The organism is Fusobacterium sp. (assembly GCF_029258315.1).
Taxonomy (GTDB): domain Bacteria; phylum Fusobacteriota; class Fusobacteriia; order Fusobacteriales; family Fusobacteriaceae; genus Fusobacterium_B.
Genome location: NZ_JARHZE010000005.1, coordinates 1 through 24,006 on the forward strand (window position 1 = coordinate 1; position 24,006 = coordinate 24,006).

A 24,006-nucleotide genomic window follows, 5' to 3' on the forward strand; every position below is an offset into this window, starting at 1 on the left:
GTATCAAGTAAAGAAAAATGGTAAAAATAATTTTATAAGATATAGAGATTAAAATAATTATAAAACTACATTTAAAATTTTAAATATTAAGATTTTGAATGTAGTTTTTTGTTGTTAAATTAAAATATAGAATTTTATTTTTCTTTATTAAATACAACTTTTTTAATCTCTAAGACTCTCTAAAAAAGCATCAAGGCTTTGAGTTTCATCCATTTTTTCTCCTATAATAGGAATAACTCCTCTAGTCTTAAGTACTTCTTCTTGGACGATATTAGGTTTAGCCATAAAAATATAAAGATCAGGTTTATTTTCAGTATTAGATTTGCTCCAAAGTTGATTAAGTTTATACACAAGAAGTCTAATATTAATATCAGAGAGACTATATCCAATGAAAAGTACAGATTTTCCAAGCATGTCAGCTCTAAGTTTAATATCTAAAGGGGAGTTAAAATCAAGTCTTTCAAAATAACTTTTTTCTGTTAATACTAGTGGTGTTTCAGAATCCATATCTCCATGAAATTTTATTATTTGTGTTTTATCAGGATTTAGATGAACTAAATCGTCAATATTTTTAATTTTAGTAAAATCTTTTTTAAAAGTTTTAAAAGCTTGTTCAAGACAGTGGTCATAATTTGTGGTATATATAATAGGAAAATTTAATTCAACAATATTTTTATAGATTCTAGATTTTTTTATTTTTTCATCGCTTACTTTCCAAGAGTTTTTCATCCAATTTTTTAAATAATCATTTCCTTTTTTAAGAGCATAATATTCAGCAAGAATAAGACTGTCTTTAGTATCATCAAAATCATCTGGATTAACATTTAATTCATTTGCAATATGTTCTATAAGTTCAGACCAAAGTGGAAATTTTTTTAAGGTTGCAGAAACACCAGCTCCAACAAATAAAATAACTTCTTCTTCTTTGATTAATTTTTTTAATTTTTCCAAGTCTTTAAACATATTCTCACCTTTTATTAAAAATATTTTCATATATTTTAACATAAATAAGAAAAATAGTGTGAAAAATCATAAAATTTTCTTTTTAAATATTTTTATATATGAGAGAGCATAAATAATTTAAACAAAAAACCAAGTCTGAAAATTTACAAACTTGGTTTTTTATATATTTTATCCCATAATTCTTTTTAATAAGAAACAACTTGTTAAAAAAGTAAAGAGATCAGATGCAGGTAATACTAGCCATATACCAGTTTCTCCCCAAAGAGGTGGAAGAATAATTACAGCAAGTAAAACAAAAACAACACTTCTTAAAATTGACAAAATATTTGAAAGTTTAGCACTTCCTTTTGCTTGAAGATAAGCAATATTTACAAAATTAGCTCCTAAAAACATCAAAGCACTTGAGAAAAGTAAAATTCCTTTGCAAGACATTTCAATTAAAGGTTCATCTTCAGTAAATAATTTTATAATATTTTCACCATAGAAAATTATAAATAAAAGTAAAACAGATGAAATTATGAAGGCTGCAATATGTCCAATTTTAAATATTTCTTTAACTCTTTTATACTCTTTTATTCCATAGTTAAAACTTGCAATCGGTTGTAGAGCTTGTCCAAAACCAGAGAAAACCATTCTAAACATATAGCAAATATAAGTGACAACAGAATAAGATGAAACTCCAAGAGGTCCAGAATAATTCATAAAAGTAACATTAAGTAGAGTGTTAGTTACAGCAGCAGCAAATTCTATTGTAAAAGATGGGAAACCAAGGTTTATAATTTTCAAGAAAAATACTAGCTTAATTTTTTCAAATCTATATTTTATATTTGTTGCGGATCTAAAAAAATAAGAAACCAAAATCATAAATGACACAAACTGTCCAATCCCAGTGGCTAAAGCTCCACCAAATAATCCCCAACCAAAAACAACAATAAAAAGCCAATCCAAAAATATATTTGTTATAGCCCCAGATACCATTGAAAGAAAAGCAAAAGTAGGTGACTTGTCATTCCTCACAACAGCATTCAAAGAATTAGCTAACATAAGAAAAATAAGAGCTACGGTACAAGTATAAGCATACTCTTTTACTATTGGTAAAAGTTCTTCATTAGATCCTAATAAAAACATAAGTTTATTATTTAGTAAAAAAACTGTTCCCAAAATAATAAAATATGAAATTATATTTAAGGTAATTAAATGAGAAAAACAGGCATTTTTAAATTTTAAATTTCTGGAATGTAGAGACATAAGTGTTGCTCCACCCATACCAAAAAGAAAACTTATAGCTACTCCTAAATTAACAATAGGATAGCCAATGGTTACAGCAGCAAGAGCATCTGCTCCAACAAATCTTCCCACAAATATTCCATCAACAATAGCATAAAGGGCAGTAATTAACATTGCTGTTACTGACGGAACAGAAAAATAAAAAAATAATTTTGTAATAGAATCTTCTTTTAAATTGATAGACCTAAACATTAATCCTCCTTAAATATATAAAAAATTTAAAATTAGTAATATAAATTTAATATAAAAATCTAAAACATACCTATAAAATGATCTTTCTGTAATGTTTAGTATAGCATTTTTTATAAAAAGAATCAATACTTTTTAGTAAGTTAATATAAAAATTTTTTTATTGGAAATAAAGGAAAAATCTTAAATATTAATAAAATTCACATTAAAAAAAAGGAAAAAATTATTATACTGAGAATAATACAATATATAATATTTTAAATGTATATTTAAAATACATTTTAGAATAAAAATGTTATTAAAGAATTATTTCAATATAATATTGGAGGAAAAATGAGTGATTTTTTTGGAGTGATATTAGTATCCGTTTTAAGTTTTATTGTAAATTTAATAATCCCTGTATTTGGAATATATTTTATAGTAAAATATTCATTAAATCTTATACAAAAACAGTATAGAGTTTTAGGAAGTATTTTTTGTGTAACTGGTGTATTTTTTATGATATTTTTTGGCTATATAAGATTGGCACATTATTCAAAATTACCATATTCAATACTTGCAGATTTTCAGAATGCTTTTTATACAGAGGTAAATTATGATAAAGATTATACAATAAAGAAAGATTTAAATGGACATTATAGAATTTGTGATAGAAATGGAAAATATTTTACAGGGACTATAAAAACTTATTTTCAAAAGCTAAGATTCAGTCCAATTAAATCAAAAGAAAATGGAATAAGTTATTTTATAGATGGTTATCTTATTGGAAGTTCACAAAACCCTATTGAACCTATGTTTTTAGGAAATAATTTTGGAGAGACTTTATCAGATGAAAGATATAAAAGTTTAGAAGAGCCTGTTATTATTTTTGAAGAATATGAAAAACTTTTAAAAGACGAAGTATTAACTTGGGGAGATTATATATTAGTAGATAAAAAAGGGAATTTTAATAAAAATTATAAAATAAAGTATGCTTATTGTATAAAAAATGAGAGTTTAATGAAAAGAGAAATTATTTATTATAAAAATGGTGTAGTTTCTCTAATTAGACCATATAGATTAGATGAGTTTAATGAATGGGTTGCAGGGGGAGGAAATTATTTTTCTTTTGATTCTTTGGGGTATTTGATAGTGAGAGAAAAATGGAACAAGAATGGTACAATTGATTATAGAAAGATAAAAAAAGTAAAATGGGAAGCTAGTAAATTTATAAAAGTGAAAGAATATACTGATATTTTAGAAAAATATGAGGTAAAAGATATAAAATTTAAAAATGAAATACTTTCTCCTAAGAATCTAACTTTTTTGGAAAATGGTGAACTATGGGATGAAAATAAAAGTAATTTTGAAAACGTCTGTTTAATTTTAAATAATGAAAAATATTTTGAAAAAAGATTAAAAGTGAAATTAAAAAATGAAAAAGAAGAGATAAAATTATCGAAAAAAGAGAAAGAATTATTTTCTGAAGCTATAAATAGAGGGAAACTTATCACTTCAATAGAAGAAGATCCAGAAATGGTTTTAAATAAAGAAAAAAAATTACAATTTATAATTTTGGATGAAAAAAATAGAGAAATAGGGAGCTTTTTATATATTAATAATAAATTTTATATGAAAAATGGAATATATATTTTTTCTTTAGAGGGAGATGAGTTTAAAGAAGTCAGAGAAAGGATGAAAGAAAGTTTTTATAAATATTTAGACTAAATTATAAAAAAAGAAAAAATAAGATATTATAAAAAAATATATTAAAAATAAAAAAAATGTATTATAATGTAAATATAGAAAAATAAAACTTATGGAGGATAAAATGAATAAATTAACATTGGGAATTATTTTATTAGATATGGTTATACTAGGAGGAGCAGGATTAATTTATTTTAAAGTAAAAAATAAAAATAAACCAAAAGATCCTAGAAGTTTTGATATTTTCTATTTTGAAGATGACAATTTTTGCTTAAATTCCCCAGTTAGAAAATGGAGTTGTAGAAAAGAAGACATAGAGTGTATAAAATTTTCTTGTAAAAAAGTGAGACTTGGAAATTATAGGGGATTTGGAGAGATAGTTAGAAAAGATACAGATGCTGTACAAAAAATTATGTTTGATGGAAGTGTATATTCTAAAAAAATTAAATTAATTACAAATGAAAAAGATATAAAAAATGCAATAGAATTTTGTATAGATATATTGACTAAAAATGGAATAAGATGTGAATATGAAGATTAATTAAATTTTAGAGGTGGATTTGTGGAAATAAGTAGGAAAAAATTTAAAAAGCTTTTATTTATACTTATAAATTTTATGCTAATTTTAAATATTTCTTATGGAGAATCTATGTATAGAGTGGATAGTTTAAAGATAATTGTCCAAATAAATAAAGATGGAAGTGCTGACATATCCGAACAGATTTTTTATGATGCTTATTCTATAAAGGAAATTTATCATAATATTGATTATAATGGGTATGGAGAGATAGAAAATTTAAATATCTATTTTGGAAAGAATGGAAACTATCAATTAGCTAATGAAGGATATGATAAAAAGATAGGAACTTATGAGAAGATAAATGAAGGAGAAGTTGCAAAAATAAAACTATATTATCCTCTAAATGAAGAAGAAGCTTATTTTATGTTTAATTATAAACTTCAAAATGCTATAACTATATATAATGATACAGCACAATTTTGCAAAAAATTAGTTGAAAAAGATTTTGAAAATCCTATTGAAAATATAGAAATTTTAATAAAATTACCAGAAGAGGTAAATCAAGAATTAATAAAAGCTTTTTGGCATGGACATTTTGATGAAAAAATAGATATATTAAACGAAAGGGAAATAAGATTTAAAATAAAAAATTATCATCAAGAAGAGCCTATAGAGATTAATATACTTTTTCCAAAAGAAATAATTTTTTCTCAAAATAAAAATATATTTAAAGATAAAAACGGATATGAAGAGATAATAAAAAAAGAAAAAAAGTTGTATGATGATATTAATTTAAAAAGAAAAATAGTCAGTCATGGAAATGTTATAGGTAATATAGTTTTTGGAATTTGTCTTTCTTGGATAATATTTGTAGTTATTTTTATATATAAAAATAATGGAAAAAGATATGTAGTTAAAGATGAAGAGGGATATTTTAAAGAGATTTCAACTAATTTTTCTCCAGCAATAGTTGGAGCTATTGTAACTAAAAATATTAATCCAGCACAACTTTTTGCTACACTCATGGATTTAATTAGAAAAGAAATTTTATTGTTAGATGGGAAAAATGGAAAAGTTCTTTTGAGTTTAAAAAGAGATTGTCTTTTAAATGATTTAGAAGAGTATGAGAAATTTATTTTAAAATGGTATATAGAAGAAATTGGAAATGGAGAGGAAGTCTTTATAGAAGAAATAGAAAATTCATTAAAAAATAAAGAAAAATATATTATTTTTAAGAAAAAATATGATGAATGGAAAAATTTACTAGAGAATGGATTAAAAAAAGTTGGATTTAGGTTAGAAGAGCCGAAATCACTTGGAATTACTTTAGGATTTTTAACAGGAATTTTAAGTATACCCATTGGATTTATATTTTTGATTTTATTTGATAGTTCAAAATTTATTATATTTCCATTTTTTATCTCTTTTTCTTTGATAATTTATACAATAAGTGTTAAAAGATACTCATTAGAGGCTGAAAAATTAAAAATAAAATGGTTATCTTTTAAGAAATTTTTATTAAATTATAGTAGTTTTAAAGAATCTAAGTTTGATTCACATGATATAAGAGAACAGTATTTTATTTATGCATTAGCTATGGGAATATCAAAAGAAGTATTGGAAGAATATAAAAAAGTTTTAAGGAAAGATAGTGAGATTAAGAGAAAAATATATGATTTTAGAGTTATAGAAAATTTAATGAATTTAATGGAGAAAAAAGAAAAAAATTTCATTTTAAAATTGATAGAGGATTTTTCTGGAAAAAATTTTATTAGTAAAAAGTAATATAGAGTTTTGATAAGTAAAGAAAGAGTATCATAATGGCATTGTGATTGGTAAAAAATAAATAAAAAAATGAAAAATAGTTGTATTTTAGTCTTAATAAATTAAGAGAAAATAAAATGGAGTTGATAATTGTATGATTATAGGATTAGGAATTTTGGGAATCATTATATTTTTAGGTTTAATAGGAATAAAATATTATAATAAATTTATAAATCTTAATGAAAAAGTAAAAAAATCTTGGAGTCAAATAGATGTACAACTTCAAAGAAGAATGGATTTGATTCCTAATTTAGTAGAAACAGTAAAAGGATATGCTAGTCATGAAAAAGAAACTTTAGAAAATGTTATGAAAGCTAGAAATAGTTATTTAACTGCTAATAATCAAGGAGAAAAAATAAAGGCGAATAATGAAATGAGTGGATTTTTATCAAGAATTATGGCAATTTCAGAGTCTTACCCTAATTTAAAAGCTGATATTAATTTTTTAAATTTACAGAAGCAATTAGAGGAAACAGAGGATAAAATAGGGGCCTCTCGCCAATCTTATAATGACAGTGTAACATTTTATAATCAATCTATAAAGATGTTTCCTGGAAACATAATAGCAGGGATGTTTAATTTTAAAGAGGCAGATTTATTTGTAGCCAATGAAGAGGCAAGAAAAAATATAAAAGTTAGTTTTTAATAAATATTACATTTAGATGTAAAAAATAGATAATTAAAGGAGGTTTCTATGAAAAAAGTACTTATTGGAATAATTATCTTTGGAGTTATTGGGGGTAGAACATACATCTATAAAAATCGTTATTCTTTTTATAAATATCTTCCAAATGTTAAAAATGAAGGACAATTTAAAAACATTAATAATAAAGTTTGTTTAGGAGAAGGAAAACCTTTTACAGGTAGAATAAAAAATATAAAAGGCGAGTACACAGAGATTTATTCATATAAAGATGGAGAATTAAATGGACTTAGTACAGTTTATTATAATGGAAAAGTAAGAGAGATAGGACATTGGAAGGATGATAGACAAGATGGACTATTTCAGTTATATAATGAAAAAGGAATTTTAGTAGATGATGGTTTATTTAAAGATGGTATGAGAAATGGGGTCACAGAACAATTTTATGAAAAAACTGGTGGAAAAAGGGTAAAAGGTGAATATCGAGATAATTTAAAGGTAGGTGAATGGGAGCAATACTATATGAGCGGAACATTACAAGCTAAAGCAAATTATTTTGATGATGAGTTAAGTGGTAATTATGAAGAATATTATGAAAATGGAAATTTAAAATTAGAAGGAAAATATAAAAATAATCTTCCTGAAGGAGAATGGAAATATTATTCAGAAAATAATACTTTGTTAAATATAGTTAGATTTAAAAATGGAATGTTTGATGGAGTAAAAGAAGATTACTATCCAAATGGAGTTCTTAGCAGAAAAATGGAATATAAGGACAATCTTCCAAATGGGAAATATGAAAGTTATTGGGAAGATGGAAAATTACAAGAAACAGGAATAATAAAAGATAGTGAATATAAGGAAGTGAAGTTTTATAATAAAGATGGAAAATTTATAACAGAAGTTGGAAAAAATATTCCAGAAGATGCAGAAGAAGAAAAAGTTAACATTGTAGATGAAAAGCAAGAGGATATTATAAAAAAATCTAATAAAGAAAATAAATAATTTTAAAGTTATAATAAAAAGTATTAAATGGGACTAGTTTTAGTCTCATTTATTTTTATATTTAAATTTATAAAAATCTACTATATTTTAACATTTTAAGAATGAATAAAAATCCTTTTTGAAAAGAACTTGACAAATAAGAATAAATGTGATATTTTAAGTTTAGAATAAATTAGCAACCTTAATTAATGAGTGCTAATATTTTTTAGGAGGCAAGTAGAAATGAGAAAACAAACAGAAAACTTTCAAGCAGAAACTAAAGAATTGTTAAATCTTATGGTGCATTCTATATACACTAACAAAGAGATATTTTTAAGAGAATTAATATCTAATGGAAGTGATGCAATTGATAAATTAAAATTTAAAGCATTAACTGATACAGATCTTACAAAAGATTTAGATGAATTTAAGATAAATATAAAAATAGATAAGGAAAATAACAAATTAATAATAGAAGATACTGGTATTGGTATGACTTTTGATGAAGTTAATGAAAATATTGGTACTATTGCAAAATCAGGGTCAAAGGCTTTTATAGAAAAGTTTAAAGAAGCTAAAGAAAATGAGCAATTAGATATAATAGGACAATTTGGTGTAGGATTTTATTCAGCTTTCATGGTAGCTAATGAGATTACACTATTCACAAAATCTCCATATAGTGATGTTACAATAAAATGGTCATCAAAGGGAGATGGAACTTATGAGATAGAAGAAGTTGAAAACTTAGATGATTTAAAAAGAGGTACTAGAATAATTCTTTCTATGAATGAAGATTCAAAAGAATTTTTAGAAGATTATACAATTAGAATGATAGTTAAAAAACATTCAAACTCTATTAAATATCCAATATATTTAGGAGAGGAAAAATTAAATAATGAAACACCAATTTGGAAAAAAGATAAAAAAGATATAACAGAGGAAGAATATAACGAATTTTATAAAAATACTTTCTTCGATTTTGAAGATCCATTATTACACTTCCATATCAAAGTACAAGGATCTTTAGAGTATACAGCTCTTATCTATGTGCCAAAAAGAACTCCAATGGATTTCTATACAAGAGATTATAAAAGAGGATTACAGCTATATACAAAAAATGTATTTATAATGGACAAAGCAGAAAGTCTTATCCCAGAATATTTTAGTTTTATGAAAGGGTTAGTTGATACAGATAACTTATCACTTAATATTTCAAGAGAAATTTTACAACAGGATAATGAACTTACAAAAATTTCTAAAAATATAGAGAAAAAAATAGAAACAGAACTTAAAAAACTTTTAAAAGATGAAAGAGAAAAATATATAACTATGTGGGAAGCTTTTGGACGTACAATCAAGTTTGGTGTTCAAGAAATGTATGGTATCAATAAAGAAAAATTACAAGATCTTCTAATATTTAAATCATCTTATAAAGATGAATATACTACTTTAAAAGAATATGTAGAAAGAATGAAAGAGGATCAAAAAGAGATTTATTATGTAAGTGGAGAGAATGAAGAGCTTATTAAATCATTACCAAAAGTAAAAGTATTAAAAGATAAAGGTTTTGAAGTATTATTTTTAACTGATAGAATTGATGAATTTACTTTAAAAACTCTAATGAATTACTCAGAAAAACAATTTAAATCTATAAATGATGCTGATTTTAACCATACAGAAGATGAAAAAGAAAAAGAAACTAGAGAAAATTTAGAAAAAGAAAATAAATCATTATTAGATAAAGTAAAAGAATTGCTAGGTGGAAGAGTAGAAGAAGCTAGACTTAATGGAAACCTTGGAAGTGGAGCAGTTGGATTAGCATCAAAAGGAGAAATTTCTTTAGAGATGGAAAAAACTTTAGCTGAAATCCCTGGAAATGAAGGAATGAAAGCCAAAAAAATATTTGAATTAAATCCAAACCATCCATTATTTGAGAAAATAAAGAACACAACTGATGAGGAAGAGTTAAAAGATTTATTATATGTATTATATAACCAATCATTATTAGTTGAAGGATTTAATCTAGAAAATCCAATTGAATTTTCAGAAAAATTAAATAAATTGATAACTAAATAAAAAATTATCCCCTATATTTTTATATAGGGGACTTTTTTTATACAATATATAGTTTTTTTGAGAAAAAAATAAATTTTTTTAAAATGTAGATTGAGTAAGAGAAATATAGTCAAATATATTTTTTGTTTACAAACTGATATATAAAAAGAATAATTAATAAAACCATTGGAAATAAAGGGATAAAAACCTAAAATTCACAATATATAGTGAAAACAGATTGATAAAAAACACAATATGTGCTATCATATTGTAGCAATGAATGTTTATTACAACAAAATAATTTAAAGGTGTGGGGGCAGTAGAGATGAAAGTAATAAAACGTAATGGAGATGTGGTAGCATTTGATAAAGATAAAATATTTATAGTATTAGAGAAAGTTCACAAAGAATTAGCTTTTAAAAATGAAGCAGTTCTTGTAGAGATGTTAGATCATATTATGAATAAAATATATGCTAAACAGAAAGAAAATATAAATATCGAAGAGATACAAGATATAGTATTTAAAACATTATGTGATTTTGGATATTTTTGTCAGGCACAAAGATTTGAAAGATATAGAACAAAAAGAAGCGAGGCTAGATTAAAAGAAACAGATAGTCTTTTCAAGAGAATAGAGGGAATACTAGAGAATGGAGATAGAGAAAATTCAAATAAAAACTCAACTTTACCATCTGTTGCAAGAGATCTTATTTCTGGAGAATATTTTAGATTCAATGTTGAAAAATCAATAGGAAAAGAATTGTATGAAGCACATAGAAAGAAAACTATTCACTGGCATGACTCAGATGTTGAAAAAGAACTTACTAACTGTTGTCTTATCAATATAGAAGATATGTTAAAACATGGAACTAGAATAACAAATACAGATGTAGAAACTCCAAGATCAGTTGGAACTGCTATGAATATAGCTATGCAAATAATGGCAAGTGTTAGTTCTCAACAATATGGAGGAAACTCTATACCTAACTTTAACGAAGTTTTTGCAAAATATGCTAAGAAAAATTTTGTTAAGAATTTTAATGATTATTACGAATTCCAATTTGAAAAAGAATATGATGATGTATTAGAATTAGATTCTTCAAATGAAGAGCTTAGAAAAAAATATACAAAAGTTTTTGATAAAGTAATAAAGAAAACTGCTAAAGAAATTTATGATGCTTGTCAATTATTTGAATATCAGACAAACTCAATCTTAGGTTCAGCATCACAAACTCCATTTAGTACAATAACTTTCAATATTCCAACTTCTTGGGAGTCAGAACAAATTATTCTATCTTATTTAAAAGTTAGACAAACAGGACTTGGAGCACTAAAAATACCTGCAATTTTTCCAAAATTATCATATATAATTGTTGATGGATATAACTTAAAAGAGGGAGATCCATACTACTATATAACTCAAGAAGTTTCTAGATGTATTGCTCATACATATTATCCAGATATTTTATTCTATTCAAAAGAAGATTACGATGCTGGTAAATATTATGCAAGAATGGGTTGTAGATCTCGTGTAAATCATGAATATCAAGAAAATGGAAAATATCAACAGTATGGAAGATTTAACTTTGGAGTAGTTACTTTAAATCTACCTCAAATAGCTTTAGAAACATTAAGACATAAAAGTGAAGATAGAGTAGAAACTTTTATGAAACTTTTAGCAGAGAAAAAAGCTCTTATGAAACTTGGAATTTTAAAAAGATATGAAAATGTTAGAAAATTAAAGGCAAAACAAGCTCCAATTTTATTCCAGTATGGTGCTATTGCTAGATTAAATCCTGAAGAAACTGTTGAAAAAATATTAAAAACAGATAGAGCATCAGTATCTTATGGATTCTTAGGAATAGATGATTGTGTAAGAATACTTACTGATGATAAAGAAAATATCTCTAAATCATTAGGAAAAGAGATAGGACTTAGAATAATGAAAGAGATTAGAAATCAAGCTGATGAAATTAAAAAAGAAACTGGATTACCTGTTTCAGTTTATGGAACACCAGCTGAAGCAAGTATAGCTACTTTCTTTAATATAGATAAGGGAAATTATTCTGATGTTATGCCTGAATGGTTAGAGAAAAGAGGATACTATACAAACTCATTCCACTTTTCTTCAGAATTACCAATAGATGCTTTTGATAAAATAGATACAGAAGCTCCATTTATTAAATATTGTAATGGTGGAAATATAATGTATGTAGAAAATGGTGGAAAAACTTATAACTCAGATGCTATTCTAGAACTTATAAGATACGCTCACGATAAAGGTATAGAATATTTTGCAGTAAATACAGTATCAGATGTTTGTTTTGAATGTGGATACACAGGAGAAATATCTTATGATGAAAAGACTGCTAAATATAAATGTCCTCAATGTGGAAATGAAGAGGGAATGAAAATGAAAATCCAAAGAAGATGTTGTGGATACATTTCTAACTACAATATCACTCACGCTCTTGAAGGAAGAATGAAAGAGATAAAAAACAGAGCTATACACGTAAAATAAAATAAATAAAACTAATGAATGGAAAAAATATATATTTTATATTATACAAAATATAGTTTTTTAGATATACTTAATAAAAGAATTAGATAGAGGTGCAAAGGATAAGAGTAAAATTATTTAGCTTGACAGCTGTGAGATAATTTGAAAGGAGAGTTTGCCGAAATGGAGATGAATGTCAAAACTTCTCTGTTGGTAAAATGGAAAATATCTATTTTACTGTCATTGATTTTCAATGGAGGGCTATCAGGTAAGTTATCATATTAAAAATTTATATTATTTTTAATTTAGTTTACTCAAGACAGTCTCAATTGATGACTGTCTTTTTTTTATGAAAATATAGGAGGAAAGAATTATGAGATATTTTGGAACTATGAAAAACAACAATGGTATATTAGAAATAGGAGGAGTTTCAATAAAGGAGCTAGCTAAGGAATACAAGACACCTCTATATATTATGGACCAACAACTTATTGAAGATAATATGAAAAAATATATAGATAATTTTAAATCTGATAAATTTAAAACTGAGATAGTATATGCTTCAAAAGCATTTTTATCAAAAGCTATGTGTCAATTAGCGGATAAATATGGACTTAGTATGGATGCTGTTTCAGCAGGAGAACTATATACAATAAAAATGGCAAACTTTCCAATGAATAGAGTACATATGCACGGAAATAACAAAAGTATTGAAGAATTAGAGATGTGTTTAGATTTAGGTATAGGAATAGTTATACTTGATAATATTTTAGAGATAGAAAGACTTGGAGAGTTAGCTGATGAAAAAAATAAAAAGATTAAAGTGATGCTTAGAGTAAATATAGGTATAGATGCTCACACTCACGAATATATAAGAACATCAAAACATAGTTCGAAATTTGGTGAATCAATATTTGATAAAAATATTTATGGAATTGTAGAAAAAATTATAAACTATAAAAATTTAGAATTTTTAGGATTTCATTGTCATATTGGATCACAAATTTTTGATACAAAAGCTTTTCATGAAGGAATAGAAACAATGTTAAAATTTACAAAATCTGTTTCAGAAAAATTAAAAATAAATATTCCGGAAATGAATTTAGGTGGAGGATTTGGAGTTTATTATACAGAGGAAGATACAGAAATAGATGTAGAAAAATTTATGCATTCAATGGTTGAACATATAGAAAAAACTCTTGAAAAAGAAAATATGAATTTAGAAAGGGTTTCTATTGAACCAGGAAGAAGTATAGTAGGAAATGCTGGTGGAACTTTATATTCAGTAGGTGGAACAAAAGAAACTTATGGTGGAGTAAAATATGTATTTATTGATGGAGGAATGACAGATAATATAAGACCAGCTCTTTACCAAGCAAAATACGAAGCTGTATTAGCAAATAAACTTAATGAAAAACCGGAAGAGATAGTAACTATTGCTGGAAAATGTTGTGAGTCTGGAGATCTAATAGGAAAAGATATGAAACTTGCAAAGGCTTGTGTGGGAGATTATGTTTTTGTTTCTACAACAGGAGCTTATGGATATTCTATGTCAAGTAATTATAATAAAGCTTTAAGACCAGCTGTTGTATTTGTAAAAGATGGAAAAACAGCACTTTCTATCAAAAGAGAAACTTATGAAGACTTGGTATCAAAAGACATTTTTTTAAATCTATAAAAAATAATGAAGATTAAAAAAAAATGTGCTATAATAATTTATATTCAATGAAAATATAAAACGGGAAGGAGGAAGGTTACATTAAAATGTAACTGAAACTAAGATGAGAACAGTAATAAATAACGGATTAGTAGTAGACCCTAAGAATGGAATTTATGAACCATACAACATAGCAATAGAGAATGGTAAAATAGTAGAAGTTTCTCATGAAACTCTTGTTGGAGAAAAAGAGATAGACGCAATGGGAATGTGTGTTTGTCCCGGATTTATAGATATTGATATGCATGAGGTATTGACAGATGGAACTACACCTGATAGAGAGATATTTAAAAGAATGCTTTCTATGGGAGTTACTACTGCAATAGGTGGAAACTCAGGAATAGGAGTAGAAGATCCAGAAAGATATTTAGAGGAAGTTGATGATGGAAATCCTGTAAATTTTGGAATGCTTTTACCTCATGGAATATTAAGAGAAAAAGTTGGAGCTGACAGATATGTTAGTTTAGAAAATGATGAAATTGATAAGATGTATGAAATAGGTAAAAATATTATAAGAAAAAGTGGATTACTTGGAATAAGTTTTGGACTTAGATATGTACCAGGAATAGATTTTAATGAGATGGTTACTCTTGGAAAATTAGGACAAAATAAAGTAGTATCAGCTCATTTAAGAGAAGATGCTAAAAATATTTTTAATGCCATTGATGAGTTTTTAGATTTAGGAAATTATATAAAAGCAAATTATTTAGTTTCTCATATTGGAAGTATGGCAGGATTTGGACAAATGGAACAAGCTCTTGAAATGTTAGATAAGAAGAGAGAAGAGGGAGTAAATGTTTACTGTGACTGTTATCCATATACAGCATTTTCAGCAAAAGCTGGATCAATAACTTTTGATGATGGATTCTTGGAAAGATATAATATCACTTATGATAAATTAGAAGTTATGGAAGGAAAATATAGAGGAAAAAGATGTACTAAGGAATTCTTTGAACAATTAAGAGAAGAAGCTCCAGATACAATGTTAATAGCTCATACAATAAATGAAAAAGATATGGAAAAAGCATTGGAATATTCATACACAGTAATTGGAAGTGACGGAATATTAAATGCTAAAAATATAGGACACCCTAGAGCAACAGGAACTTTCCCAAGAATTTTAGGAAAATATGTAAGAGATAGAAAAACTTTAAATTTATATAATGCAATTGAAAAGATGACTTCTGCACCAGCTAATATTTTAGGAATTGAAAAAGGAAGTTTATCAGTTGGAGCTGACGCAGATATAACAATTTTCTCTCTTGATGATGTAAGAGATTATGCAACATTTGAAAATACAGAGCTATTGTCAGAAGGAATTGAATATGTATTAGTTAATGGAGAGATTGCTTTAGAAAATGGTAGAGTAGTAAATTCAAACTTAGGAAAATCTGTAAGAAAGTTTTAGTGGTATAGATGAGAATAATATCAATAGTAGAAAATGATCCTATAAATAGTATGACTGGTTTTACATTGACAATGTATTTTGCTGGTTGCGATCACTATTGTGAGGGGTGTTTTTCCAAGAATACTTGGGACTTTGAAAAAGGACAAGAATATAGTTTAGATGAAATTAAAAGTCTTATTTTAAATTCTAGATGGAAGAATGTAACTTTTCTTGGTGGAGATCCTCTGTTTTATAAAAATAGAGATGAAGTTTTGGAATTAATAAGATTTATAAAGGAAAAAACTAATAAAAATATTTATCTATGGACTGGTTATCTAAAGGAAGAGATTGAACAGTGGCTAAATGTAGAAGATATAGACTATCTAATAGAAGGACCTTTTGTATTAGCTAAAAAAGATCTAAGATTAAAACTTCGTGGTAGTTCAAATCAAAGAGTTTTTCATAAAGGAATTGAGATAAAAGATATAGATAAAATAGGTTAAAAATGAAGACTGTTGTAAATTTTTATTTTAGTAATAAAAGATACAACAGTTTTTTTATGTGAAGAATTATAATTAATTTTTTATAAAAAGCTAGGATTTAAGAAATATAAAAAATAAAAATAAATTAAAATTTTTTAAGAGGAATATAAGAAAAAAAAATAATGAAATTTAATTTTATAGCATTAATAATATTGAATTAAAATAAAAAGAAGGAAAGATAACTAAATAATAAAAATAGCTTTCTAGAAATTTTATCTAGAAAGCTATGGGTTAAAATATAAATTTTACTAATCTTTGATAGTCATAGCTTTTTTTACATCAGCTAATTTTTCAGGAACTAGATAATTTACAAGGGCAAGTCCTAAGTCAATAGAATATCCAGCTCCACTACCTGTAATAAGATTTCCGTCAACAACAACAGGTTTATCATGGATAGTACAAGAATTTCCTACTAAATTATAGCAACTAAAGTGTAGAGTTACATTTTTTCCATCTATTATTCCTTTTCTAGCAAGAGATGAAGGGGCTCCACAAATAGCTCCTAAAAGTTTTCCACTTTCTAAATAGTATTTTGCAAGATTCATTGCTTTATCAGATTTTAAAAGATTTTCATAACCAGGATATCCACCAGGTAAGAAAATACCATCAGCATCTTTAAAATCTTCAGAACTAAGAAGTTTATCGGCTTTAACTTTAATATTATGAGCTGAAGCAACTTCTAATCCCTCATTAAGAGAAAGAGTTTCTACCTTTATACCTGCTCTAAGCATAATATCAGTAGGTGCAAGAGCCTCTATTGTTTCAAAACCATCAGCTAATAAAACATAAACTTTTTTCATTTAAGCCTCCTTAAAATTTTTATATTTTCTAATTTTAAATTAATCTTTTTTTCATTTCTTATAATTCAGTATATAATTTTTTTTAGAAAAAATCAAAGAATATTTATTAAAAATTTATTTCTGTAAAAAATTTGAACATTTTTATATTGTCTGATAAAATTTTAGATATATTATTTTTTACAAAAAATTAAAAAATTTCCTTTTAAAATTTAAATAAAATTAAATCATGTTTTATTTTTTTTATATATAAATTATTTAAAAATAAAAAAAATTTATAAATAAATTCAAAAATTGAAAAAAATATAGATAATTTTTATAGATTTTGATAAAAAATAAAAAAAATGGTATAATATTCTAGCTAAGAAATTGAAACAGATAAAATTTTAGATAAAACTTTTTAAAAGGAGAAAAAAGAATGGAAAAAATAGTTGGATTTATCGGTGCAGGAAATATGGGATATGCTATTGGTGGAGGAATGGTTTCTTCTGGAATAGTAAAAAAAGAGAATATCATATACTCAGATGCTTCAGATGAAAGATTAAAAAAAATTCACGAAGAGATAGGAACAAAAACAAGCAACTCAAACTTATTAGTTGCTAACGAATCAGATATATTATTTTTAGCAGTAAAACCAGATATGTATCCAAAAGTTATTGAAGAGATAAAAGACTATGTAAAAAAAGATGCGATAATAATAACAATAGCAGCAGGTGTAAAACTTTCAAAAACAAGAGAATTATTTGGAAAAGATATGAAGGTAGTAAGAATTATGCCTAATACTCCAGCTCTTGTAAAAGAAAGTATGTCAGCAGTTATGCCAAATGAATTTATAAGCCAAGAGGAACTTCAGGAGGTATTAGTTTTATTAAATTCTTTTGGAAAAACTGAAGTTGTAAGTGAAAGTTTAATAGACGGAGTTATAGCAGTTAGTGGATCATCTCCAGCTTATGTATTTATGATGATAGAGGCAATGGGAGATGCTGCTGTGGCATCTGGAATGGATAGAAAAAGAGCTTATAAATTTGCAGCACAAGCAGTTTTAGGTTCTGCAAAAATGGTTCTTGAAACTGGAATCCACCCAGGAGAATTAAAAGATATGGTTTGCTCTCCTAAAGGAACAACTATTGAGGCTGTTAAAAAATTAGAAGAATGCGGATTTAGAAATGCAATTATGAAAGCTATGGAAGTTTGTGAGCAAAAATCTAAAGATATGTCTAAATAATAAAATTAAATTTAATTTAGAATATTGGATTAAATTTATAAATATAAATTAAATTGTAAAAAATAAAATTAAAAGAAGGTGAAAGATGTTATTTAAGTTAGGACAACATACTCCAAAGATAGGAGAAAAAGTTTTTATTGCTGATACAGCTAGAGTTATAGGAAATGTAGAAATAGAAGATAATGTATCTGTTTGGTATGGAGCAGTTTTAAGAGGGGATGTATTAAAGATAAAGATAGGAAAAGGTTCTAATATTCAAGAGGGGTCAACTCTTCACGGAGAACCAAATAGTGATGTGATCTTAGGAGAGAATGTAACAATAGGACATAATTGTATAATTCACGGTTGTACTATTGGAGATAACTCTTTAATCGGAATGGGATCAACTATAACAGATAATGTAGCTATTCCTAAAAATTGTTTTATATCTTCTGAATCACTTGTTACAGGAAAGATAGGAAAAATTGAAGAAGGAAGTTTTATAAAAGGAAATCCTGCAAAAGTTATAGGGAAAGTTAGTGAAGAACAATTGAGAATAATGGAAATTACTTATAAAAGTTATCAAGAAAAGAAAGATTTATATTTAGAAACTCTTGAAGAAATAAAATAAAATTTAAGGTTTATAAATATTACTTTTAGAATATTTATTAACAAAAAATTGATTTTTAATAAAATGTTTAAAAATTAATAATAAATAAGAGAGCTGAGTAAAATATTTAAAATGTTACTCAGCTTTTTAAATTAATCTATTTTATAAATTTTATATTTTAATCAGAAAAAAACTAATAAATAAAATTTTTAAATAAAAATCAAATAGTAAAATAAAAAATATAATGTAATAAGGTCATATAGTATTATTAAAATAAATTAAAGAGAAAATAAAAAGAACCAGTTAGGGATTTTCTAACTGGTTTTTATTTAGATATTAAACGGCTGGGTTAATATAAATTAATTTATTCTTTTATCCATTTTTTATAGATTGTATCTACAATAACACCGATAGCGTTATCTCCAGATACGTTACAAGCTGTACCAAATGAATCTTGAGTAATGTAAAGAGCGATCATTATAGCTTGTAATTCTTCAGTACCAAGACCAACCATATATAAGAATGGAAGAGCTGTCATTATAGATCCACCAGGTGCTCCAGGAGATGCAACCATTGCAACACCTAAAGTAGCAATAAATGGAACTATTATTCCAATGTTTATAGGAAGATTGTTCATCATACAAACTGCAGTAGCACAAGCTGTAATTGTAATCATAGAACCAGCCATATGGATATTAGCACATAGAGGAACAACAAAATTAGCAATTTCAGATGAAATTCCGTCAGCTTTTGCACACTCTAAGTTAACTGGAATAGTTGCTGCTGATGATTGAGTTCCAACTGCTGTTGTATATCCAGGAATTTGATTTCTTAAAAGTGTAAATGGATTTTTTTTACCAATTCCACCAGCTACAAAGAATGCAAATACTAAATATACTAAGTGCATAATAATTACTACTAAGAATACTTTCCAAAGAATTCCAAGGATAGCAAAAGTTTTACCAGAACGAGTCATATCAACGAAAGTTCCACAAATGTATAATGGTAAAAATGGAACGATGATTGTGTGTAAAACTTTATTTATTACTGCAGAGAAATCTTTCATAAAGTTATATAAAGAATCTCCGATTTCTTTTCCACGCATTGTAGACATACAAAGTCCAAGAATGAAAGCAAGTAATACAGCTGCTAAAGTATCAAGTATTGGAGTAACTGAAAGACTTAAGTAAGGCTCAACAGAAATTCCTGCAGTTTTTGCAATTTTTTCTAGAGCTGTTGGATCCATAAAGCTCATAAAAAGATTGTCTGCTACAAAGAAAGATACAGAACCAGCAATTAAAGTAGAAGTATAAGCAATTATTGCAGTAAGTCCAAGAAGTTTTCCAGCTCCTTGAGTTAAGTCAGCAATTCCCATAGTAACGAATGCTAAAATCATCATTGGGATAACAAATTTTAAGAACATACTAAATAGTCCAGATGCAGTAACCACTAAACGTCCAAACCATTCAGGAGCATACATTCCAATAAGTATACCTAAAATGATACCGATAATTAATTTTGGTACAAGACCAAGTTTTCTTTTTTGTTTTTCCATTTTTTCACCTCATAAAATATAGGATCCTAATCCCTTTAAACTTGTCTAATGACATTTTTTTGAAACAAATTAATTTGTATTTTAAATCAATCTAAATTTTTATCCCAGCCTTTATAATAGTTAATCATAAAATACCAAAAAACTGTTTCAGTATATTGAGTATTTTACATTAAGTTTAAAAAAAATGCAAGTAAATATAACAGTTTATTATAAAAATGAATGAAAATTATTATTATCATTTACAGAATAATGAAAAAAATTTCAAAAAATAAAAAATGAGACTAGAACAGTCCCATTTTTATTTTGTTATTTAAGACAACAAAGTCATAGATTGAAGAAGTTGTTTTATACTTTCAAAATCTTTTTTTATCTCTGGATCTTTTTCTTTTTCCATACCAATAAATGAATCAGCTTCATCTAAATATTTTTTAGATTTTTCTTTTTCATCAATAAGGGCATAGCACCAAGCAAGTTCTAATTCAATCCAACCTTTAAATTCATTTTTAATTAAAACATTTTCTAATATTTCTATTGCTTTTGGAATTTCTCCAGCTTTTCTATATAGACTTCCTAGTTGATAGCTTAACCAACTATCTTCTGGCTTAATAAATATAGCTTTTTCAAAATGTTTAATAGCTTCTTTTTTCTTTCCAAGCTTTCCAAGAACGAAACCAATCTGTCCGTGTATCCATTCATCATCTCTACCAAGAGAGACAGCCTTATTAAAATATTCCAAAGCTTTATCATAAGTTGTAGAGTCATCAGCTAGGTTCCAACCAATTTCAGAATATAACCAAATATCTCCTCTACCAAGTTTTTCAGCATCATAAAGATAAATTAAAGCTTCTTTAGAATTATTCATCTTACCATATAAATATCCAATATTACAATCTTTAAATATTTTATTTTCATTATCATTTGTTTGGATACTTTGTAATCTAGCAATAGCCTCTTCAAGTTTTCCAAGATGATCAAGACATTCAGCAATCTCCATATTAATCCATTCATCATTTCTACCAATTTCATTAGCTTTTAAATAATATTCTAAAGCATTTTCATAATTTAATAAATTTTTAGAAGTAAATCCTAGTTGTGTAAATATCCAATCGTCATCTCTTCCTAATTCTTTGGCTTTTTCTAAATAGATAAGACTTTCTTCAAATCTTTTTAATCTACTTAGACAATCACCAAGTTCTGAATAGATCCAAATATCATCTTTTCCAATTAATTCCTTAGCTTTTTCCAAATAAGAAAGAGCTTCTTGAGATTTTTCAGAAATATTTAACCAATAACCAAGTTCAGTATATAACATAACATCATTTTTACCTAATTCCTCAGCTTTTTTAAAATACTCAATTGCCTCTTTTACTTTATTTTGTCTTGCTAGAGAATAACCAAGTTCAAAATAAATCCATTCATCATCTCTTCCTAGTTCCTTAGCTTTTTCTAAATAAGGAAGAGCTTTTTCATATTCTTTTATATGATCATATACCCAACCAAATTCAGAGTTCAACCAAATATCATCTCTTCCCAACTCTTTAGCTTTATTTAAATATTCTAATCCTTTTTCAGTATTATTTTTTACATTGTCATATATCCAAGCCACTTCTGAAAGGAGATAAATGTTTTCAGAGTCTAGCTCCAGTGCTTTTGAATAATATTCAAGAGCCTCCTCAAATTTTCCTAAACTTTTATAAGTAACTCCCATTCTTTCAAATATCCACTCATCATCTCTTCCTAGTTCAATAGATTTTTTAAATTCTTCAAGAGCCTCTTCAAATCTTCCTAGACTACCAAAACAAAATCCAAACTCAGAATGTAACCAGATGTCATCTCTTCCTAACTCTTTAGCTTTTTCTAAATGTATAAGAGCTTCTTCACAATTTCCTATTTGAGCATAAGCCCAACCTAAATCAGATTCAGCATTGATAAAATCATCACTATTTTTTGCCAGTGTGAAAATTTTATTAAAATATTCTAATCCCTCTTCATTTTTTTCTTCATCTAATTTTTTAGAACCTAAATCAGAATAAGTATATCTCAAAAGAACATCTGCATCAGGTTCAGCAGGATTTAACTCTAAACATCTTTCAAAATATTTTTGAGCTTCTTCAAGTTTTCCAGAATAATAATAAGAATATCCTACACGGAAGTTCCAAAGAGAAGTATTTTCTCCCTCATCTTTTACAGAAAGTAAAATTTCCAATCCTTTTTCACATTCACCATTATTATTGTATGCTCTTGCAAGTTTTCCAATAATATTATAAGTTAGTTCCTCTTTAGGAAGAGAATTTATTATATCTATAATCTCTTGATTTTTATCTTCTTCGTGTAATATATCTAATTTTTTTTCTAAATCACTTTTATTTAAAAAATTATTATATAACTCTTCATCATCAACATTTATTAATCTTTTTTCTAAATTTTTGTCAGTTTCTTCATTAATATAGTGAGAATTTGCATAAGCATAACCTCTATCATTTTCTATATCATCTTTTAAAGTTAGAAACTCATAATCATTTGGTACAAGTTCAAGCCCTTTGTCTATTGCATTAAAAGCTTCGTCTAAAAGATTATATTTGTAGCAAAGTCTACCAAGTTGTAACCAACCCCAAGGATATGATGGCTCAACTTCTGTTCCAAGTCTGCTATATTCCAAAGCCTCATCATATCTTCTAAGATATACTAAGGCACAAGAATATCTATAACACCAAATACCATTTTTTATTCCTTTATCTTTTACCTTAGCAAGAGTTTTTTCTGACAATTCATAAAAATCATAACTATCCATGTTATTATAGACATATGCTTTCCAAAGTGCTACATCTAAATCATTAGCCATTTCTTCATCTGTATAATTATTTTCCTCTTGAAGTCTTTTTAATTCATTTGAAACATCATCAAGATACTCAAAACTTTCTAATTTTTTAGCTAATTCTTTTGTAATTAATCCCATAGTAACCTCCTGTCTATATTTTAGGTAAATTTAAATTAGTGTATTTTATAAACAAATTAACCATTCAGAATGGCTAAGAATTGCATAAAATATTTTTTTCTTAGGCTCTTTATTTTTTATAGTTTTTATAGTGATAAAAAGAATACTTAAAAGATTTATAAGTATTATAATTTTTATAAAAACTATATTATGAGTACCTTGATAAATCATAAAAATAACAAAAATATCATAAAGTTTATTTATAATAAAAAGAGTTTTTAAATCTTTATACTTATTTAAAAACTTAAAATAAATAAATCCATAAAAAAGAACCATAACTAATAATATATATAAAATAATTTTCATTCCACCCATTTTTATTTTTTCCTTTTAAATTTTTTTAACTTTCCCAAGTAATATCTACTATTTCTCCATTTTTATCTGTAACTATAACTAAAATTTCATCACTTATCTCATCATTAAGAATAAAATCCCAAATAGCATAACCTTCATATTCAGGATAAATTCCTATTCTTCTAAGTTTTATTATTGAAAGAACTTGTCTATCTAAAGATAATTTTTTATCACACTCTTTAAGTAATCCTTCT

Annotated in this window: 19 protein-coding genes and 1 riboswitch; of the genes, 12 read left to right on the forward strand and 7 right to left on the reverse strand. The window is 25.9% G+C overall.

Going from position 1 to position 24,006, the window contains the following annotated elements; translation table 11 throughout:
* Positions 1 to 162 precede the first annotated feature (162 nt).
* Both Q1J48_RS00265 and Q1J48_RS00270 read right to left on the reverse strand, forming a co-directional pair.
* Entirely contained in the window at positions 163 to 963 is an 801-nt protein-coding gene (locus Q1J48_RS00265; protein ID WP_300360537.1) for an SIR2 family protein, read from the reverse strand.
* A 168-nt stretch (positions 964 to 1,131) separates the two neighbouring features.
* The gene (locus Q1J48_RS00270) at positions 1,132 to 2,442 is read right to left on the reverse strand and encodes an MATE family efflux transporter (protein ID WP_300360539.1); all 1,311 of its coding nucleotides are present in this window, start codon (positions 2,440 to 2,442) and stop codon (positions 1,132 to 1,134) included.
* A gap of 330 nt (positions 2,443 to 2,772) precedes the next feature.
* On the opposite strand from Q1J48_RS00270, the gene Q1J48_RS00275 reads away from it, so the two are divergent.
* The 10 genes from Q1J48_RS00275 (at position 2,773) to nrdG (ending at position 16,258) form a co-directional block, all read left to right on the forward strand.
* The gene (locus tag Q1J48_RS00275; protein WP_300329209.1) at positions 2,773 to 4,146 is read left to right on the forward strand and encodes a hypothetical protein; all 1,374 of its coding nucleotides are present in this window, start codon (positions 2,773 to 2,775) and stop codon (positions 4,144 to 4,146) included.
* A gap of 103 nt (positions 4,147 to 4,249) precedes the next feature.
* Positions 4,250 to 4,666: a hypothetical protein gene (locus Q1J48_RS00280; RefSeq protein WP_300360541.1), complete on the forward strand. Its 417-nt coding sequence runs from the start codon at positions 4,250 to 4,252 to the stop codon at positions 4,664 to 4,666.
* Positions 4,667 to 4,774: 108 nt separating this feature from the next.
* Complete coding sequence (locus tag Q1J48_RS00285) at positions 4,775 to 6,430, forward strand: DUF2207 domain-containing protein (RefSeq protein WP_300360542.1); 1,656 nt, start codon at positions 4,775 to 4,777, stop codon at positions 6,428 to 6,430.
* 136 nt (positions 6,431 to 6,566) lie between these two features.
* Positions 6,567 to 7,115 carry a LemA family protein gene (locus Q1J48_RS00290; protein WP_300360560.1) on the forward strand — a complete coding sequence of 183 codons (549 nt, stop codon included), beginning with the start codon at positions 6,567 to 6,569 and terminating at the stop codon, positions 7,113 to 7,115.
* A gap of 48 nt (positions 7,116 to 7,163) precedes the next feature.
* A complete protein-coding gene (locus tag Q1J48_RS00295) occupies positions 7,164 to 8,117 on the forward strand; it encodes a toxin-antitoxin system YwqK family antitoxin (protein ID WP_300360544.1) in 954 nt (317 codons plus the stop codon).
* Positions 8,118 to 8,339: 222 nt separating this feature from the next.
* Complete coding sequence (htpG, locus tag Q1J48_RS00300; RefSeq protein WP_300360546.1) at positions 8,340 to 10,172, forward strand: molecular chaperone HtpG; 1,833 nt, start codon at positions 8,340 to 8,342, stop codon at positions 10,170 to 10,172.
* A 304-nt stretch (positions 10,173 to 10,476) separates the two neighbouring features.
* A complete protein-coding gene (nrdD, locus tag Q1J48_RS00305; RefSeq protein WP_300360548.1) occupies positions 10,477 to 12,672 on the forward strand; it encodes an anaerobic ribonucleoside-triphosphate reductase in 2,196 nt (731 codons plus the stop codon).
* Between the two features lie 79 nt (positions 12,673 to 12,751).
* A riboswitch (Lysine riboswitch) is annotated at positions 12,752 to 12,923 on the forward strand.
* Between the two features lie 101 nt (positions 12,924 to 13,024).
* Positions 13,025 to 14,329, forward strand: coding sequence for a diaminopimelate decarboxylase (gene lysA, locus Q1J48_RS00310; RefSeq protein ID WP_300360550.1), 1,305 nt, complete (start codon positions 13,025 to 13,027; stop codon positions 14,327 to 14,329).
* A 103-nt stretch (positions 14,330 to 14,432) separates the two neighbouring features.
* A complete protein-coding gene (locus Q1J48_RS00315; protein ID WP_300329189.1) occupies positions 14,433 to 15,776 on the forward strand; it encodes an amidohydrolase family protein in 1,344 nt (447 codons plus the stop codon).
* Between the two features lie 8 nt (positions 15,777 to 15,784).
* A complete protein-coding gene (gene nrdG, locus Q1J48_RS00320; protein WP_300329186.1) occupies positions 15,785 to 16,258 on the forward strand; it encodes an anaerobic ribonucleoside-triphosphate reductase activating protein in 474 nt (157 codons plus the stop codon).
* A gap of 287 nt (positions 16,259 to 16,545) precedes the next feature.
* Here the strand turns inward: nrdG and Q1J48_RS00325 are convergent, their stop codons facing one another.
* Positions 16,546 to 17,097, reverse strand: a complete 552-nt coding sequence (locus Q1J48_RS00325; RefSeq protein ID WP_300329184.1) for a DJ-1/PfpI family protein — start codon at positions 17,095 to 17,097, stop codon at positions 16,546 to 16,548.
* Between the two features lie 415 nt (positions 17,098 to 17,512).
* Here Q1J48_RS00325 and proC point away from each other — a divergent pair, with 415 nt between their 5' ends.
* The gene (gene proC / locus Q1J48_RS00330; protein ID WP_300360552.1) at positions 17,513 to 18,319 is read left to right on the forward strand and encodes a pyrroline-5-carboxylate reductase; all 807 of its coding nucleotides are present in this window, start codon (positions 17,513 to 17,515) and stop codon (positions 18,317 to 18,319) included.
* Between the two features lie 85 nt (positions 18,320 to 18,404).
* Positions 18,405 to 18,929 (forward strand): gamma carbonic anhydrase family protein, encoded by a 525-nt coding sequence (locus tag Q1J48_RS00335; protein ID WP_300360554.1) that lies wholly within the window; start codon positions 18,405 to 18,407, stop codon positions 18,927 to 18,929.
* A gap of 343 nt (positions 18,930 to 19,272) precedes the next feature.
* Here the strand turns inward: Q1J48_RS00335 and Q1J48_RS00340 are convergent, their stop codons facing one another.
* The 4 genes from Q1J48_RS00340 to Q1J48_RS00360 all read right to left on the reverse strand — a co-directional run.
* Complete coding sequence (locus tag Q1J48_RS00340) at positions 19,273 to 20,463, reverse strand: dicarboxylate/amino acid:cation symporter (protein ID WP_300329175.1); 1,191 nt, start codon at positions 20,461 to 20,463, stop codon at positions 19,273 to 19,275.
* A 310-nt stretch (positions 20,464 to 20,773) separates the two neighbouring features.
* Positions 20,774 to 23,419 carry a tetratricopeptide repeat protein gene (locus Q1J48_RS00345; protein ID WP_498040956.1) on the reverse strand — a complete coding sequence of 882 codons (2,646 nt, stop codon included), beginning with the start codon at positions 23,417 to 23,419 and terminating at the stop codon, positions 20,774 to 20,776.
* Positions 23,420 to 23,464: 45 nt separating this feature from the next.
* Positions 23,465 to 23,764: a hypothetical protein gene (locus Q1J48_RS00355; protein WP_300360556.1), complete on the reverse strand. Its 300-nt coding sequence runs from the start codon at positions 23,762 to 23,764 to the stop codon at positions 23,465 to 23,467.
* A 34-nt stretch (positions 23,765 to 23,798) separates the two neighbouring features.
* A partial coding sequence (locus tag Q1J48_RS00360; protein ID WP_300360558.1) for a DUF2004 domain-containing protein occupies positions 23,799 to 24,006 on the reverse strand: 208 nt, incomplete at its 5' end.